17 protein-coding genes are annotated in these 14,636 nt (G+C 72.1%); 7 read left to right on the forward strand and 10 right to left on the reverse strand.

Annotated features, from left to right (window positions below; all coding sequences use genetic code 11):
• The first annotated feature begins 39 nt into the window (after nt 1–39).
• The 3 genes from ABZW11_RS34870 (at nt 40) to ABZW11_RS34880 (ending at nt 2,619) form a co-directional block, all read left to right on the forward strand.
• Complete coding sequence (locus tag ABZW11_RS34870) at nt 40–954, forward strand: hypothetical protein (protein WP_355426717.1); 915 nt, start codon at nt 40–42, stop codon at nt 952–954.
• Nucleotides 955–1,086: 132 nt separating this feature from the next.
• Complete coding sequence (locus tag ABZW11_RS34875; RefSeq protein WP_355426720.1) at nt 1,087–2,304, forward strand: Ig-like domain-containing protein; 1,218 nt, start codon at nt 1,087–1,089, stop codon at nt 2,302–2,304.
• Nucleotides 2,305–2,328: 24 nt separating this feature from the next.
• Nucleotides 2,329–2,619 carry a hypothetical protein gene (locus ABZW11_RS34880; RefSeq protein WP_355426723.1) on the forward strand — a complete coding sequence of 97 codons (291 nt, stop codon included), beginning with the start codon at nt 2,329–2,331 and terminating at the stop codon, nt 2,617–2,619.
• Nucleotides 2,620–2,669: 50 nt separating this feature from the next.
• On the opposite strand, the gene ABZW11_RS34885 is transcribed toward ABZW11_RS34880, so the two are convergent.
• A complete protein-coding gene (locus tag ABZW11_RS34885) occupies nt 2,670–3,110 on the reverse strand; it encodes a hypothetical protein (RefSeq protein ID WP_355426726.1) in 441 nt (146 codons plus the stop codon).
• A 368-nt stretch (nt 3,111–3,478) separates the two neighbouring features.
• Here ABZW11_RS34885 and ABZW11_RS34890 point away from each other — a divergent pair, with 368 nt between their 5' ends.
• The gene (locus ABZW11_RS34890) at nt 3,479–3,691 is read left to right on the forward strand and encodes a hypothetical protein (protein WP_355426729.1); all 213 of its coding nucleotides are present in this window, start codon (nt 3,479–3,481) and stop codon (nt 3,689–3,691) included.
• Here ABZW11_RS34890 and ABZW11_RS34895 read toward each other — a convergent pair.
• On the reverse strand, nt 3,688–5,181 hold the full coding sequence (locus tag ABZW11_RS34895; protein ID WP_355426732.1) for a phosphoesterase: 1,494 nt from the start codon (nt 5,179–5,181) through the stop codon (nt 3,688–3,690). The genes ABZW11_RS34890 and ABZW11_RS34895 overlap by 4 nt on opposite strands.
• 152 nt (nt 5,182–5,333) lie before the next feature.
• Here ABZW11_RS34895 and ABZW11_RS34900 point away from each other — a divergent pair, with 152 nt between their 5' ends.
• Together ABZW11_RS34900 and ABZW11_RS34905 are read left to right on the forward strand one after the other, a co-directional pair.
• On the forward strand, nt 5,334–6,128 hold the full coding sequence (locus ABZW11_RS34900; protein ID WP_355426735.1) for a GNAT family N-acetyltransferase: 795 nt from the start codon (nt 5,334–5,336) through the stop codon (nt 6,126–6,128).
• 97 nt (nt 6,129–6,225) lie between these two features.
• On the forward strand, nt 6,226–6,657 hold the full coding sequence (locus ABZW11_RS34905; RefSeq protein ID WP_355426738.1) for a nitroreductase family deazaflavin-dependent oxidoreductase: 432 nt from the start codon (nt 6,226–6,228) through the stop codon (nt 6,655–6,657).
• Nucleotides 6,658–6,763: 106 nt separating this feature from the next.
• Here the strand turns inward: ABZW11_RS34905 and ABZW11_RS34910 are convergent, their stop codons facing one another.
• Genes ABZW11_RS34910 through ABZW11_RS34945 form a run of 8 tightly spaced genes read right to left on the reverse strand, consistent with a single transcriptional unit; the run spans nt 6,764 to nt 13,808 of the window.
• On the reverse strand, nt 6,764–7,048 hold the full coding sequence (locus tag ABZW11_RS34910) for a YciI family protein (RefSeq protein ID WP_355426741.1): 285 nt from the start codon (nt 7,046–7,048) through the stop codon (nt 6,764–6,766).
• 31 nt (nt 7,049–7,079) lie between these two features.
• Complete coding sequence (locus tag ABZW11_RS34915; protein ID WP_355426744.1) at nt 7,080–7,973, reverse strand: amidohydrolase family protein; 894 nt, start codon at nt 7,971–7,973, stop codon at nt 7,080–7,082.
• Nucleotides 7,974–7,978: 5 nt separating this feature from the next.
• Nucleotides 7,979–9,154 carry a VWA domain-containing protein gene (locus ABZW11_RS34920; protein ID WP_355426747.1) on the reverse strand — a complete coding sequence of 392 codons (1,176 nt, stop codon included), beginning with the start codon at nt 9,152–9,154 and terminating at the stop codon, nt 7,979–7,981.
• A complete protein-coding gene (locus ABZW11_RS34925; protein ID WP_355426750.1) occupies nt 9,147–10,031 on the reverse strand; it encodes a MoxR family ATPase in 885 nt (294 codons plus the stop codon). The genes ABZW11_RS34920 and ABZW11_RS34925 overlap by 8 nt, the downstream gene beginning before the upstream one ends.
• Nucleotides 10,021–11,037 (reverse strand): molybdopterin cofactor-binding domain-containing protein, encoded by a 1,017-nt coding sequence (locus ABZW11_RS34930; RefSeq protein WP_355426753.1) that lies wholly within the window; start codon nt 11,035–11,037, stop codon nt 10,021–10,023. Before ABZW11_RS34930 ends, ABZW11_RS34925 begins: the two co-directional genes overlap by 11 nt.
• Nucleotides 11,038–11,041: 4 nt before the next feature.
• Nucleotides 11,042–12,424 (reverse strand): molybdopterin cofactor-binding domain-containing protein, encoded by a 1,383-nt coding sequence (locus ABZW11_RS34935; protein WP_355426755.1) that lies wholly within the window; start codon nt 12,422–12,424, stop codon nt 11,042–11,044.
• Nucleotides 12,421–12,999, reverse strand: a complete 579-nt coding sequence (locus tag ABZW11_RS34940) for a (2Fe-2S)-binding protein (protein ID WP_355426757.1) — start codon at nt 12,997–12,999, stop codon at nt 12,421–12,423. Before ABZW11_RS34940 ends, ABZW11_RS34935 begins: the two co-directional genes overlap by 4 nt.
• Before the next feature lie 11 nt (nt 13,000–13,010).
• On the reverse strand, nt 13,011–13,808 hold the full coding sequence (locus ABZW11_RS34945) for an FAD binding domain-containing protein (protein ID WP_355426760.1): 798 nt from the start codon (nt 13,806–13,808) through the stop codon (nt 13,011–13,013).
• A gap of 83 nt (nt 13,809–13,891) precedes the next feature.
• Here ABZW11_RS34945 and ABZW11_RS34950 point away from each other — a divergent pair, with 83 nt between their 5' ends.
• The gene (locus ABZW11_RS34950; protein ID WP_355426763.1) at nt 13,892–14,593 is read left to right on the forward strand and encodes a GntR family transcriptional regulator; all 702 of its coding nucleotides are present in this window, start codon (nt 13,892–13,894) and stop codon (nt 14,591–14,593) included.
• Nucleotides 14,594–14,636 lie beyond the last annotated feature (43 nt).

A 14,636-nucleotide genomic window follows, 5' to 3' on the forward strand; every position in this document is an offset into this window, starting at 1 on the left:
CGTCCCATCCGTGATCTTCTCCTCATCCGGAGGTCCCTCATGCATGCCGTCAACGTGGCCTTAGCCCTCCTCACCGCCTTTCCCGCGCACGCCGTCGCGGCCGAGCCCGACCCCGTCGCCGCCCTGCGCACCCTGCTCGCTCGCGGGGCCGGGGCGACGACCGAGTTCTACGGGCAGGCCTCCACCGACATCTCGCGGGAGGTGGTGCGGAACGGCAGGCGGACGTTCATCGGCAGCGGCATGGCGCTGCGCGGCACCGGCAAGGTCAAGCTGGGGCGAGCCGGCGTGGTCGCCTCCGAGCACGTGCGTCACCTCAGCATCGGCAACAGGCACCTGGTGGTGGACGAGGCCGCCAAGGACCCCTATTACGCCGGCCTGCTGCCCACCGTGGGCACGCTGCGCTCGATCAGCGTGGGCGGGCGGCAGTACCAGCTCGCGCCGGGGAAGAAGTCGTGGGTGCGGGTCGGGCGGGCGAGCGGGGCCGCCGCCGCGTTCGGCGACCAGTTCATCAACGTGCTGGAGCCCGCCACGCTGCGCAAGCTGCTGTCCGGGAAGGTCAAGAAGACCGTCTCGTCCTGGCAGAAGGACCATACGACCGGCCGCCGCCAGCGCATCTATAACCTGACTGGGACGATCACCCTCCGAGAGCTCTACCGCGTCTCACCCAGCTTCCGTGAGGCGGCGGGGTCAGGGGCGGGGCTGGGGACGGCCGAGGTGACGTGGACGTACATGTACGACGACCGCGGCTGGCCGTACCGGGTCGGCTGGCGCTTCTACGCGCATCCCCGGCCGCAGGTGAAGGGGCTCGGCGACGACCGGATCCTGCGCGGGCACTTCGCCACCCAGTACCGGTACTGGGAGAAGCCGATGCGGATCACCGCGCCCAAGGCGCGGCCGGGCCGGGGGCCGGCGACCGACGACCTCGCCGACGTCCTGAGCGCTCCCAAGCGCTGACCTGTACGGGATGTGCGCCGCCATCCCGCATGATCGCCTATCCGATCACAGAATGTCAGCATGATTACTCTCAGTCACGGGCATAACGCTCCTCGTCTCACCAAGGGGCTACCTAGTCGGACATATGCCTAAGTGTCGGGGGAATCGGAGGCGTCGGCGATGCGGAACGGCGGCACCCTACTCATCAGCACGTGCGCGGTGGTGCTGCTCTGCACCGCCGCCGCGTGCACGTCTTCGAGCGGCCCGGGCGGCCCGGGCGGCGCGCTTGAGCGGGCGCCCCTCCCGCCGCCCCGGCTGGTCATCACGCCGGCGCACGGGGCCAAGAAGGTGCCGCCGGACACCGGGATCGGCGTCAAGGTCACCGGCGGCAAGATCACCGCGGTGTCCGTCGTCGACGCCAAGGGCCGCGCGGTCGGCGGCGCCCTGACCTCCGACGGGACGTGGCGGCCGACCTGGCCGTTCAAGCCCGCCGCCGCGTACACCGTGCGCGTCCAGGCCGCCGCGCCCGACGGCGGGAACGTGATCACCGAGCGGGCCGCGTTCACCACCCTGAAGCCGAAACGCGTGCTCGAGACCGGCATGTCGCCGCTCGACGGCGAGAAGGTCGGCATCGGCATGCCGATCCAGCTCCTGCTGTCGAAGCCGGTGACCACGCAGAAGGACCGCGCGGCCGTCGAGCGGTCGCTCACCGTCCACATGTCCAAGCCGGTCGAAGGGGCCTGGAGCTGGGTGAGCGACCGGGAGGTGCAGTACCGGCCGCGCATGTACTGGCCGACGGGCGAGAAGGTCACCGTGGTCGCCCACCTGGCCGGCCTGCGGATCGGCCGCGACCTCTGGGGCCTCAAGGACCGTACCGTGCACTTCACCGTCGGGCCCCGGCACATCACCACGATCAACAGCAAGACCCACCGGGCCGTCGTCCGTGACAACGGCAAGGTCGTCAAGACCATCCCGGTCAGCCTCGGCAAGCCCGGCTACGAGAGCTGGTCAGGCACCATGATCGCCCAGGAGAAGGCGCCCGACTTCCTCATGGACTCCGCGACCATCGGCATCCCGGGCGAGTACCTGCACCACACCAAGTGGAACGTCCGGATGACCTACAGCGGCATGTTCTTCCACGCCGCGCCCTGGTCGGTCGGCGACCAGGGCCGCCGCAACGTCAGCCACGGCTGCGTGAACGCCAGCACCACCAACGCCCACTGGTTCTACAACTTCACCCAGCGCGGCGACATCATCCGCGTCACGGGCACCTCGCGCAAGCTGCAGTTCGGCAACGGGCCGACGCCCTGGACCAAGTCGTGGCAGGAGTGGCTGGCCGGCAGCGCACTCAAGACCCCAACCGACGCCTGACCAGACCTTCTTTGGAGTGCCACGATGCTCAAAACCATCACCGGCGTGACCGCCCTGGCCTGCGCCCTCACCCAGACCCCGGCATGGAGCGCCGCACCCGTGGGCAACGCCCCGATGTGCGTCGCCGTCTGGCAGACCACGGGCCGCATCACCAAGACCGGCTACGCCCGCAACGACTGCGGATCCCGCCTCCGCCTGAGAATCATCTGGGGCCGCGGCGGCGACGGCGACTGCCAGACAGTCGACCCACGCCAGACCATCTCCTCCCAGGTCCCAAGAGGAGTACGCGCCTTCGACGGCGCGAACACCTGCTGAGGCGGCCTGAGCGTGCCGACGCGCGGGGCAGGCCGCGCGTCGGGGCTCGGTCAGTCGCGGACGCCCTGGAGGAGGCTTTCCAGGCGTTGTTCGACGGCGGCGAGGCGTTCGGCCAAGGGGCGGCTGTGCAGGAGGCCGGCCACCTGGTCGGCTTCCTGCTGGTCGAACTCCACGGTGGCGATCGGGGTGTCGGGGACCTGCCGGTCGTACACGATGAGGGAACGCCGCCCCGCCGGGCTGATGATCACCGCGAGGTGGTCGCCTCGGTGGGTGTCGAAGTGGTGGAGGTCCCCGCCGCCCGGGACGGGGGTGTGGGTGATGTTCACCGGTGGGTGTCTCCTTCCTTGAGAGGTACGGCCGCCGCGAGACGCGGGGGCTCCTGCGCCGGACGCGGGCGATAGCTCACCCTGGAGCGGGACCTGGACGTCGGCGACGTCGTGGGTGACCAGCTCCTTGGCGAACCGGTCCAGGTACGTCAGCCGCAGCGACACCCGTACCCCTCGTTCCAGGACCGGCCACACGACGACGAGGCCGGGGCCGCGCAGGGTTCGGCCACCGTGAACGCCTGCCAGAGGGAGGCCGTCCGGCCGTTCGTCATGCCCTCTCCCCTCGACCGTTCGCCCGATGGGCCCGGGATCGGGTTCGCTCGCTTACCAGCTTGGCCGTCGCCCCGCACCGGCACCATTGGGCTCAGCACCCATCTGCACGGGTGGACACCATGCAGAGACGCGGCCCCTGACAAGGGGCCCCACGGACCGAAGCGTTCCCGGTGAGGCGCGCGTCGGCGGGGGACGGTGTGCCAGCATGGCCGGTATGACGATCTTCGTCCACGAGGCCGGCCTCGGAGCGGCCGGCGTTCATGCGTCCCGCGCTGCGCCGCGACAGGGAGGCGGCACTGGGGTTCTTCGCGGCGGGGCCCGAGCTGGTGCGGGCACGGCGGCTGCGGCACGGGGTGCGGGCCAGGGTGATGGACGCCGGCACGTATCGGCGGCTGGTCGCGGCCGAGGTGGAGCCGGTGATCGGGCCGGTGGGGGCGGCCAGGCCTGGGGCCGCCCCACGTGGGGAGGGCTAGCGGACGCGGATGAAGACCGGGTTGGAGTAGAACCACAGGTCCTCCCAGGGGCTCTCCTTCCCGTCGGCCTGCGGCTCCATCTCGTCGGTGCTGGTGCCGCGCACCCGCAGGTAGCTGTCGTGCCCGACGTCGCGCAGGGTGTACCGGATGACGCGGTCCTGGCCCTGGCGGCGCCAGTCGTTCGGGCCGAAGCGGGCGACGACCTTGGTGGTGGGGTTGGTGTCGGCGTCCAGGTTCGAGCTGACGCCGGTGACCTGGCCGACGATGAGGTCGACGCGCCGCACCTCGGGGTGGTCGCCGTTGCCGTTCCTGCCGTCCAGTGGGCGGAAGCGGATCTCCACCTCCACGTCGTTGCGGCCCCGGCCGGTGACGGCGAGCGTCTCGCTGACCGTGGCGCTGCGGCCCTGGCTGCTCGCGGTGACGTCGAGCGCGGTGATCAGGTCGCCGGTGGTGACGAAGATCCGGCCGTTGCGCAGGGCGTCCATGATGTCGCCGTAGTCCTGGCGGGCGGCCACGTACGTCTTGCTGTACTCGCCAGGCCAGAAGTCGGAGCCGCCGCGCGTCCAGTGCACGTGCGAGTCGGAGGTGGCGGTGATCCACCAGTGGCGTCCCTCGCCGAGCAGGGAGTCCCACAGGCCGCCGACGCGGGCGGTCATCTGGTCGAACCCGCCGTAGGTGGGGTGGTTGCCGTAGCCGCCGCGGGCGCCGCCGTTCAGCGGCCCGGCCTGGTGGCCCGGCGCGCCCTCGAAGCCGACGTAGACGTCGGGGGCGGCGTTGTTGCCGTTACGGAACTCGCGCGGCGTGTCCTGGCCCCACACGCCGAGCCCGGTGGCCGACCGGGAGGCGTGGTGGGCGATCACCAGCGGCTTGCGCGCCATGCCGCGGGCGGCCTTGAGGAACTCCACCATCTTGGCCTCGGTGTCGCGGCCCGGGTCGCTCGGGAAGGCGTCGTGCTTGGCGAAGCGGCTCTCCAGCTCGAACAGCTGCTGCGCCTCGCCCTCGTGGTGCGGGATCATCAGCGTGTGGTGGTCGAGCGCGGGCGCGTCGAACTCCATGCCCCAGAACTGCAGCACCTCGGGCACCAGCACGCGCGAGCGCAGCAGGTCGGGGTAGGCCTGCTCAAGGTTCACCTTGGAGTGCGTGGGGCCGCCGTGGTCGGTGCACATCGCCCAGGTCAGGCCGAAATGCTTGGCCATGATCGCGTTGGTGACGATCGGGTAGACGGCGTCCGCGCCCTTGTGGAAGGTGGGCGGGTTCGTCTTGGTGTCGAACTCGCCGCTGTACTCGGAGTGGACGTGGTGGTCGCCGGCCCGCCACATGCGGCCCTTGCTGCCGCCGTTGCCGAACCTGCGCTCGTCGTCGGCCTGCGCGGGGGTGCCGCCGACGAGGGGTGCCGCGGCGGCGAGCGTCGCGCCGACGCCCGCGTACTTGACCAGCCGGCGGCGGGAAAGCCCGGAGTGCTCGGTCTCCTCGGCCTTCTTGTTCTTCACAGTGCTGCCTTTCCTGCAAAAAAGGGTGACAGCCGACAAACCTCCAAGACAGGCATGAACACCGCATTAACCACCATGGGCGGCAGCGAGAACAGTGCACGCAGGCGGAAAAGCGTTTGAGGAGGTACGGGGCGCCGGTTAGCGTGCCGTTCATGATTCCCCTCGTACGACACCGCCTGACCCGCGAGCAGACCGGCCCCGCGCTGCGTGCCCTGAGCGAGTGGACCCCGGCCGACCTGCCGGGCGGCGGCCTCCATCCCGGCGACGTGGGCTGGTACCTCCGCTTCGACGACGCGGTCGTGCACCTGTGGAGCGCCGGCGGGACGCCGGTGGCCGTCGGGTTCCTCGACGGGCACGTGCTGCGCGTGACCGCCGCGCCGGACGCCGACCTGGAGGCCGTCGCGGCGGACGCCGAGGAGGTGCTGGGGCCGGACGACGACCGTACGGACGGGCTGCCCATGCCGGGATGGACGCGCGACACGAACGAGCCCTGGACCGCGCTGACGTGGGCCCCGCGCCCGGTCACCACCCGCGCCGAGTACGTCGGCTCCGACACCGCCGCCGACCGGGTGCTGGTGCAGCGCGCCGCGTTCGCCGGCTCCACGTTCACCGTCGAGCGCTGGCGGGCGATGAAGCGCTCGCCGGCGGGCGGGCTCGTGGTGGAGACGCTCGTCCGCACCCCGTCGGGAGCCCCGGCCGCCGCGGCGACCGGCTGGTTCGCCGGCGAGGGCAGGTGCGGGCTGCTCGAACCGGTCGGCACCCACCCCGACCACCGCGGCCACGGCTACGGCCGCGACGCGGTGCTGGGCGCCTGCGCCGCGCTCGCCGAGCGGGGCGCGAGCGCGGTCGCCGTCCTCACCCCGTCGTCCAACGAGGGCGGGGTGGCGTTCTACCGCTCGGTCGGCTTCACGGTCGTCCGCGAGAACCTCGACTGGGCACGCGCCTGACGAGAACGCGCCTCGACGGGCCGGAGGTCCTCTGCGGTGTGGGCTTTCGGCCCGCGCGGCGGGAATGAGCGCGGCGGGCCCGTTGTTGATCTCGGGCATGGCTGATCAGAGCGTTGAGCTGAGCCCCACCGACTGGGTACGCGACCAGACGAAGAAGATCCTGGAAGCGGGCACCACCGAAGTGGCCGACATCCATGGCCTGAAGGTGGTGCTGCTGACCTTGCGCGGCGCCAAGACCGGCAAGCTGCGTTACACGCCGCTCATGCGGGTGGAGCACGAGGGCGGCTACGCCGTCGTGGCCTCCAATGGCGGCGCTCCCGAGCACCCGACCTGGTACCACAACATCAAGGCCCACCCGGAGATCGAGCTCCAGGACGGCACCGTCACCCGCACCTACGTCGCCCGCGAGGCCGAGGGCGACGAGCGGGCGGCCTGGTGGGAGCGGGCGGTCGCCGCCTTCCCGCCCTACGCCGAATACCAGGAGAAGACCGACCGGCTCATCCCGCTGTTCGTGCTCGACCCGAAGTGAGGGTGACCGCCGCCGTCGCCCGTCCGGCACTGGGAGGCGACGGCGGCGGAGCTCATCAGACGCCGGCGTTCATCAGGTGCCGGCGTTGATCAGGTTTCGGCGTTCATCAGGTGCCGGCGGCGAGCGCGCCGACCGTCACCCGCCACTCGCGCAACCGGCGGTCCTTGGTGACGTCGAGCTGCGTGTAGGGGTCCTGCTCGACGAGCGCCTGCGCCGCGCTCTCGTCCTCCGCCCGCAGCACGATCATGCCGCCCGCCAGGTCCGTGTACGGGCCGGCGGCGACGAGGCTGCCCTGCTCCCTGAGCTTCTCCAGATGGGCGACGTGGTCATCGCGGCGCTCGGCGCGCAGCGGGGTGTCGTGGTAACCGTAGGTCAGAACGAACAGTGCCATGACGGGCTCATTCCTTTCAGCGTTGTACTGGTCAGCTCTCCAGCCCGTACACCCGTCGGGCGGTGCCGGCGAAGACCGCCTCCTGGTCGTCGGGCGGGAGGTGGGCCAGCGCGTCCTTCCACGCGCCGACCAGCGGGGGCATGGTGGTCCAGAGCTTCTCCACGGGGAAGTTGGTGCCGAACATGGCGCGGCCGGCGCCGAACCGGCCGATCACCTCGTCCGCGACGAGCGAGATGAGGCCGGGGTCCACCCGGTGCACGAACGTGCCCTGACCGGTGAGCTTGACGACGACGTTCGGCAGCCCGGCCAGCGCCGCCAGCCCGGAACGCCACGACCGCACGTACGCGTCGCCGATGAGCATGCCCGCGTGCACGAGCACGAACGTGACCTCGGGGAAGCCGGCCACCAGCTCGGCCGCGTCCGCCATCTGCTCGGGGAAGACCTGCAGCTCGAACAGCCAGCCGAGACCGGCGAGCGCGCCGACGTTCTTCCTGAACACCGGGTCCTTCATCCGGTCGGGGGCGCCGGCGAAGCGGAACTCGGGGCGCTCGTGCCAGTGCAGCTGCTGCCGCACGCCCCGCACCAGCGGGGTGAGCGCGGCCTGCCGCCGCATGACCTCGGGGGCGTCGTCGGCGAACATGTCGGCCGCCGCGACGACCGCCGTCGGCCAGCCGCTCTGCTCGTGCACCTCGCGCAGCCAGCGCACCTCGTCCTCGACCCGGTCGAGCGGCCAGTTCGTCTGCACGTAGACGGACTGGGTGATGCCGCAGGCGGTGGCCTCGGCGACGTACTCGTCGATCAGGTAGTCGCGCCTGATGGGCTCGTACGGGCCGAAGATGCGCGGCACCATCGGCCCGGACAGCCACGGCTGGTCGGCCACCCGCCAGATGTGGTGGTGCGCGTCGACGATGGGGCCCGTGTACATGACGATCACTCCCTGCCCAGAAGCCGTACCTGCTCGTACGCCGTGCGCAGGTCACGGACGCCGGCCAGCGCGTCCAGGTGGCCCAGCACGGCCGACATGCCGCGGGTGACCGGCCGGTACGCCGGGTCGCAGGCCAGCGGCGACCACCACAGCAGCCGGTGGCCGAGCAGCGACAACCGCCGTACGGCCGCCCGCATCGGCTCGCAGTCGCCGCGTTCCAGGCCGTCCGACAGCACGATCACCAGGGCGCCGCGCGCCATCGTGACGTAGCGGGCGTTGCCCAGGAACTCCTGCAGCGCGGCGCCGATCCTGGTGCCGCCCTCGGCGTCCAGGACGACCTCGCTCAGCGCGGCGACGGCGGTGTCCACCTCGCGGGCCCGCAGCGTCGCGGTCACCCGGGTCAGCCGGGTGCCGAACGTGAACACCTCGGCCCGCTCCAGCCGGGCGGTCACCGCGTGCGCGAAGCGCAGGTAGGCGGCGCTGTGCTGCTTCATCGAGCCCGACACGTCGATGAGCAGCAGCACCCGGCGGTGACGGCGCGGCCGGTCGCGGCGGCGCAGCGTCACGATCTCGCCGTGGGTGCGCCAGGACTCGCGGCAGATCCTGGCCAGGTCGATCCACGGGCCGCGCCTGGCGGGCCTCCTGCGGCGCGAGCGTACGGACGGCACCGCGCGGGGCAGCTCCCTGCGCAGCAGCGTGAGCAGCGCCCGCTCGTCCTCGCTCGCCTCACCGAACAGGGGACGCCGCTCGCGCTCGGCCTGCCCTGCCTCGCGGCCCGCCCGGCCGCCGAGCGCCGCCGCGAACGGCGACTCGTCCCCCTTGCCCTCCGGCGCGGGCGTCTCGTCCTCGGGGGACTCCTCGTCGGGGACGTGCCGGGTCGTTGCCGTCCCGAACCAGCGCTCGAACGTGGGGGTGTAGACGTCGAGGTCCTCGCGGGCGGCGGTGAGCGTGCTCGCCCCGATCCAGTACAGGTGCGTGACGTCGCGCGGGCCCACGGCCTCGATCGCCCGCAGGAACACCAGCCGCCGGGGGACCGGCACCCGCAGGCCCTGCTGGTGCAGGTCGCGCAGGAAGCCGTGCACGTGCTCGGCGACCCGATCGGCGAAGCCGGGCCCAGTCGCGGGTCCAGTCGCGGGTCCAGTCGCGGGTGCTGTCGCCGGCCCCTTCGCGGGGTCAGTCACAGAACACCTCCGCCGCGTGCCGTTCGACCAAAGCCAGGTCCTCCTCGTGCTTGACGAGCAGCCCCGCCGACCTGCGCATCGCCTCGGGCCAGCTCGCCCCCTCGCCGGCGAGCGTGCGCACGCCGCGCGCCCACGACGTGGACTCCGCGATGCCCGGCCGCTTGAGCAGCGCGAGCGCGCGGATGCGGTGCACGGCGTCCACCAGGCGGGCCGCGCTGCGCTCGTCCAGCCCCGGCTCCTGCGCCTGGATGATGGCCCGCTCGCGGTCAGCGTCGGGGAAGGGGATCCAGTGGTAGAGGCAGCGGCGCTTGAGCGCGTCGTGCAGCTCGCGGGTCCTGTTGGAGGTGAGCACGACGAACGGCACGCTCGCCGCCCGCATGGTGCCGAGCTCCGGGATCGTGATCTGGAAGTCGCCGAGGAACTCCAGCAGGAACGCCTCGAACTCGCTGTCGGCCCGGTCGATCTCGTCGATCAGCAGCACCGCGCCGGACGCCGCCCGCAACGCCCGCAGCAGCGGCCGCTGGAGCAGGAACTCCTCCCGGTAGAGCCGGCCGATCTCGCGCCCCTCGACCTCGGCGGCCCGCAGCGACAGCAGTTGCTTGGGGTAGTCCCACTCGTACAGGGCCTGGGAGGCGTCCAGTCCCTCGTAGCACTGCAGCCGGATCAGCTCGCGGCCGAGCACGCGGGCCAGCACGTTCGCGATCTCGGTCTTGCCGACGCCTGGCTCGCCCTCCAGCAGCAGCGGCAGCCCGAGCACGCCGGCCAGGTGCACGGCGGTCAGCAGGCCGTCGCCCGCGAGGTAGCCCTCCGCGCCGAGCCGCCGGCCCAGCTCGTCCTGGTCGGCGAGGAGCGCGTCAGCCGGCCCCTCAGGTCGCACGGCCGGCCCGCAGCTCGTCGAGCCCGCGCAGCACCTTCTCCGGGGTGAACGGCATGCTCGTCAGCCGTACCCCCACCGCGTCGTACACCGCGTTGGCGATCGCGGGGATCGGCGCGTTCGCCGTCATCTCCCCGATCCCCTTCGCCCCGAAGGGCCCGTTGTCGGCGGGCCGTTCGAGGAGCACGCTGGTCTGCGCCGGGATGTCGGCCGGCCCCGGCATCAGGTACTCGGTGAAGTCGAGCGGGCCGTGCTCGCGCGAGTGCGGATAGTACGGCTCCGTCGACTCGAACAACGCGTGCGACAACCCCATCCAGGCGCCGCCCTCCACCTGCTGCGTCGCGATGGCCGGATTCAGCGCCCTGCCCACCTCGTAGGTGTTGTAGAGCCGCAGCACCTCGATGACGCCCGTCTCGTCGTCCACCTCGACCTCGGCCACCGTGCACGCGTGCGCCTGGCAGGAGTCGGGGTCCATCTCCCCGGTCTCCGGCACCACCGGGCTCGGCTCCTTCAGGAAGATGCCCCGGCCCGAGATCGTCCGGCCCTGGCGGAAGTGCGCGGCCAGCGCAACCTCGCTGACGTGGATCTTCTTCTCCGCCGAGCCCTTGAGCCGGACGAAGCCAGTGCCATCGGTCTCCAGGTCGCCCGCGTCCACCTCCAGCTCGTCGGCGGCCACCTGCAGCATGACCTCCCTGGCCTCGCGCGCCGCCATGATCACCGCGTTGCCGACGCGGTGGGTGCCGCGGCTGGCGAACGTCCCCATGCAGTGCGGTCCCGTGTCGGTGTCGGCGGTGTCGACGATGACGTTCTCGATGGGGACGCCCAGCGTCTCGGCCGCGCACTGCGCGACGACCGTGCGCAGCCCTTGGCCGAGATCCACCGAGGAGAGCGTCACCACGAACCCGCCCATGGTGGTGGCGTGCACCAGGGCCTGGGACGGGTCGCCGCCCAGGTTCATCCCGGTCGGGTAGTTGACCGCCGCGTACCCGCGTCCGCGCCGCAACGCCATCTGCTCAGCCCTCCGCTCGCTCGGTGGACGACATCGCCCGGTATTCGGGTGGCAGCTCGTGCCCCACCAGGTCGGCGGCGCGCTGGATCACCTCGACCAGCGCCGTGCCCGACGCGATCTTGCAGTGCGCCTTCATGTCGCCGTCGCGGTAGGCGTTGAGCAGCCGCAGTCGCAGCGGGTCCATGCCCAGCTCCCTCGCCACCCGGTCCATGTGCGACTCCAGGGCGAAGTCGCCGATCGTCACGCCGAAGCCGCGCATGGCGCTGGACGGCGTGCGGTTGGTGTAGACGCAGTAGCAGTCCACGTGCACGTTCGGGATCGTGTACGGGCCCGGCATGTGCGCCGCCGCCTTGGTGACGCCGTAGGGGCTGTGCCGGGAGTACGCGCCCGCGTCCACGTACAGCCTGACCTGGCGGGCGACGATCCGGCCGTCGTCCATCACGCCGTCCTTGATGTAGATGCGCTCGGCCGCGCGCGTGGACGACACCTGCATCTCCTCGGCGCGGCTGTAGACGTACTTGGCGGGCCGGCCCGTGAGCAGGGCCGCCAGGCAGGCCAGCGGCTCCACGATGACGTCCACCTTGCCGCCGAAGCCGCCGCCCACGGTGCCGCCGACGACCCGCAGGTCGGTGGGCGGGACGCCGAGGATGAGCGCGGTGTTGTCGAGGGTGAAGAAGGCGGCCTGCGTGTCGCTGTGGATGCGCAGCCTGCCGTCGCCCTGCGGGACGACCACGCAGCCGGTCGGCTCGGTCGGCGCGTGCTCGATGGGGGAGGAGTCGTAGCGGCCCTCGATGATGCGGTCCGCCTCGGCGAAGCCCCGCCCGACGTCGCCGAAGCGGACCCGGCGGCAGTGGTGGCCCTCGTAGACGAAGTGGTTGGTGCCGGCCTGCTTGATGATCGGCGCGCCCTCGGCCAGCGCCTCCTCGACGTCGAGCACGGCCGGCAGGTCGGTGTAGCCGACCACGACCTTGGCGGCGCCCTCGCGGGCGGCCTCCTCGGTCTCGGCGACGACGGCGACGATCGGCTCGCCCCGGTACAGCACCCGGTCCTCGGCCAGCACCGGCTCGTCGTCGGGGCCGACTCCGATCAGGCGGAGGACGACGTACCAGTTGTTCGGCACGTCCTCGTGGGTGATGACGCGCAGTACGCCCGGCACCTGGAGGGCGGCGGAGACGTCCACGCTGTCGATGCGGGCGTGGTGCCGGGTGGAGCGGTGGATCTTGACGTGGGTGAGGCCCGGCGGGGTCATGTCCTCGAAGAACGCCGTGCGGCCGGTGACGTGGGAACGGGCGTCCGAGCGCTGGACGGGGGCGCCGATGACGGCGAAGTCGCCCGTCCGCTCCTGGGTGAAGTACGCGGTGTCGATGGGGGTGAGGCGAGGCGTCATCGGTCGGCCCCCGCGGTCTCGGGCATCGCTGTCTCGGGCGTCGCTGTCTCGGGCGTCGCTGTCTCGGGCGTACCGGGCTCGCGCGTACCGGGCTCGGCTGCCGCTTCGCGGCGGCGTTCCGCGGCCGTCAGGACGGCGGTGATGATCGGCTCGTAGCCGGTGCAGCGGCAGACGTTCCCGCAGACGGCCTCGGCGACCTCCTGGCGGGTGGGGTCCGGGTTACGGTCGAGCAGAGCGGTGGCGGACATGATCATCCCGGGGGTGCAGAAGCCGCACTGCGTGGCGAACCCGTCCACGAACGCCTGCTGCACGTCGCTGAGCCGCTCGCCGTCCGCCTGGCCCTCGATCGTCTCCACCGCCGCGCCGTCCACCGTCACGACGGGGATCAGGCACGCGACCACCGGCCGGCCGTCCAGTAGCACCGTGCAGCTGCCGCACCCGCCCTGCGCGCACCCGCGCTTGGCGCCCATCAGCCCTAACGTCTCGCGCAGCGCGGCCAGCAGTGTGGTCGAGGGCCGGGCGATCAGCTCGCGTTCGGCGCCGTTCACCGTGAGCGTGACGATCCTTGACGGCATGCGTTCCCCTTTCATGCCCCGAGCAGGGCGCGACGCAGGTGGACGGGGTAGACCCTGGCGCGGTACCAGGCCGAGGCGTAGGCGTCGCCGACCGGCTCGAAGGCGTCCGCCTCCGCCGCGCGGTCGACGGCCGCCGGGGTCAGCGGCTCGCCGAGCAGCGCCCGTTCTGCTCCGGTGGCGCGTACCAGGCGGTGGGTGAGCCCGCCGACGGCCAGCCGTACGTCGGCGACCACGCCGTCCTCGACCGTGACCCTGGCCGCGACCGTGACGATGGAGCCCGAGTTGAGCCGCCGCCTGGCCGCCTTGTGGAAGCGGAAGGTGCCCGGCGCCGGGGCGGCGAACCGGACCCGCGTCACCAGGTCGCCCCGGGGCAGGCCCTCTGCCGCGATGCGCTCCAGGGGCTCGCGGCGGGCGCCGTCCGCGCCCAGGACGTCCAGCTCGGCGTCCAGGGCCAGCAGGGCCGCCGCGAGGTCGCCGTACGGCTGCGGCACGAAGAGGTTGCCGGCCACGGTGGCGAGGTTGCGGACCGGCGGTGCGGCGATCGAGCGCACGCAGGGGGACAGGTAGGGGAGCCGGGGATCGTCCTCGACGTCGGCGAGCGTGGTGGCCGCCCCCAGGGTGACCGCGCCGTCCTCGGCGTCGATGCCGCGCAGGCCCGCCTTGCGCAGGCTGACCAGGCGTACGTCGGTGCCGGCCGTGTCGTCCAGCTTGGCCATCAGGTGGGTGCCGCCGCCCAGGGGGAGTGCACCGTCTCGGAGGTAGGCGTGCGCCGCGTCGGCACTGTCCGGCATCTCAACCGATATCAGCATCTTCGCTCCAATTATCGATATCGATAATTTGAACGTAGATGAGATGATTTGAGAGTCAAGAGGGATTTCCGGAGGGAGGTTTGGTGCCAGAACCCACGGCCCACCCGGCCCACCCGTCCACCGCGCCGCGCTCCAGCCGGCCGACCCTGAGCCGGCAGATCCGCGACGGCCTGCTGCGCCGCATCGTCACCGGCGAGCTGGGCGAGGGGGAGCGGCTGATCGAGACGAAGATCGCCGCCGAGTACGGCACCAGCCAGGCCCCGGTCCGCGAGGCTCTGCGGCAGCTCGAAGGGCTCGGCCTCATCGAGAGCCGGCCCCGGCACGGCAGCCGCGTGCTGCCCTTCGCGGAGCAGACGATCCGCGAGGCGTACATCATGCGCGCGGCCCTGGAGGAGACCGCGACCCGGCTGGCGATGCTGGCGGGGGCGCTCCCGTACGACCTGCTGGAGGCGGCGGTCGAGGACATGTACGCCTGCGCCCGCGCCGCCGACATGACCGGCATCGGCCTGGCCAGCGCCCGCTTCCACCGCCACGTCGTCCAGGCCGGCGGCAACGGCCTGCTGACCCGCGCCTGGGAAGCCCTGCAGATCGAGGCCCGCACGGCCATCGCCCTGATGGTCACCAGCCCCGAGCTGGAACGCGTCGCGGACGAACACCGTGACCTCCTGGACGTGATGCGCACAGGCGACGTGGAATCGGCCTGCCGCCACGCCAGAGACCACCAGTGGGCCTACGCCGACACCCCCCACGACGCGTACGGCACCCCCCGCCCCCAAAAGACCTGACCCCACCCAGACAAAGGAGAAGGCGCACCAGCCTCTGGGCGTG

It is taken from the genome of Nonomuraea sp. NPDC004580 (genome assembly GCF_040609855.1).
In the GTDB taxonomy this organism is placed as follows: domain Bacteria; phylum Actinomycetota; class Actinomycetes; order Streptosporangiales; family Streptosporangiaceae; genus Nonomuraea; species Nonomuraea salmonea.

What these genes read in the sequence shown, in the direction of transcription:
- ABZW11_RS34915 (WP_355426744.1), bottom strand. Translation starts at nt 7,973, where the DNA reads ATGTACACGGGCCCCATCGTCGACGCGCACCACCACATCTGGCGGGTG.
- ABZW11_RS34870 (WP_355426717.1), top strand. Translation starts at nt 40, where the DNA reads ATGCATGCCGTCAACGTGGCCTTAGCCCTCCTCACCGCCTTTCCCGCG.
- ABZW11_RS34945 (WP_355426760.1), bottom strand. Translation starts at nt 13,808, where the DNA reads ATGCTGATATCGGTTGAGATGCCGGACAGTGCCGACGCGGCGCACGCC.
- ABZW11_RS34910 (WP_355426741.1), bottom strand. Translation starts at nt 7,048, where the DNA reads ATGGCACTGTTCGTTCTGACCTACGGTTACCACGACACCCCGCTGCGC.
- ABZW11_RS34900 (WP_355426735.1), top strand. Translation starts at nt 5,334, where the DNA reads ATGATTCCCCTCGTACGACACCGCCTGACCCGCGAGCAGACCGGCCCC.
- ABZW11_RS34935 (WP_355426755.1), bottom strand. Translation starts at nt 12,424, where the DNA reads ATGACGCCTCGCCTCACCCCCATCGACACCGCGTACTTCACCCAGGAG.
- ABZW11_RS34905 (WP_355426738.1), top strand. Translation starts at nt 6,226, where the DNA reads ATGGCTGATCAGAGCGTTGAGCTGAGCCCCACCGACTGGGTACGCGAC.
- ABZW11_RS34890 (WP_355426729.1), top strand. Translation starts at nt 3,479, where the DNA reads ATGCGTCCCGCGCTGCGCCGCGACAGGGAGGCGGCACTGGGGTTCTTC.
- ABZW11_RS34880 (WP_355426723.1), top strand. Translation starts at nt 2,329, where the DNA reads ATGCTCAAAACCATCACCGGCGTGACCGCCCTGGCCTGCGCCCTCACC.
- ABZW11_RS34930 (WP_355426753.1), bottom strand. Translation starts at nt 11,037, where the DNA reads ATGGCGTTGCGGCGCGGACGCGGGTACGCGGCGGTCAACTACCCGACC.
- ABZW11_RS34940 (WP_355426757.1), bottom strand. Translation starts at nt 12,999, where the DNA reads ATGCCGTCAAGGATCGTCACGCTCACGGTGAACGGCGCCGAACGCGAG.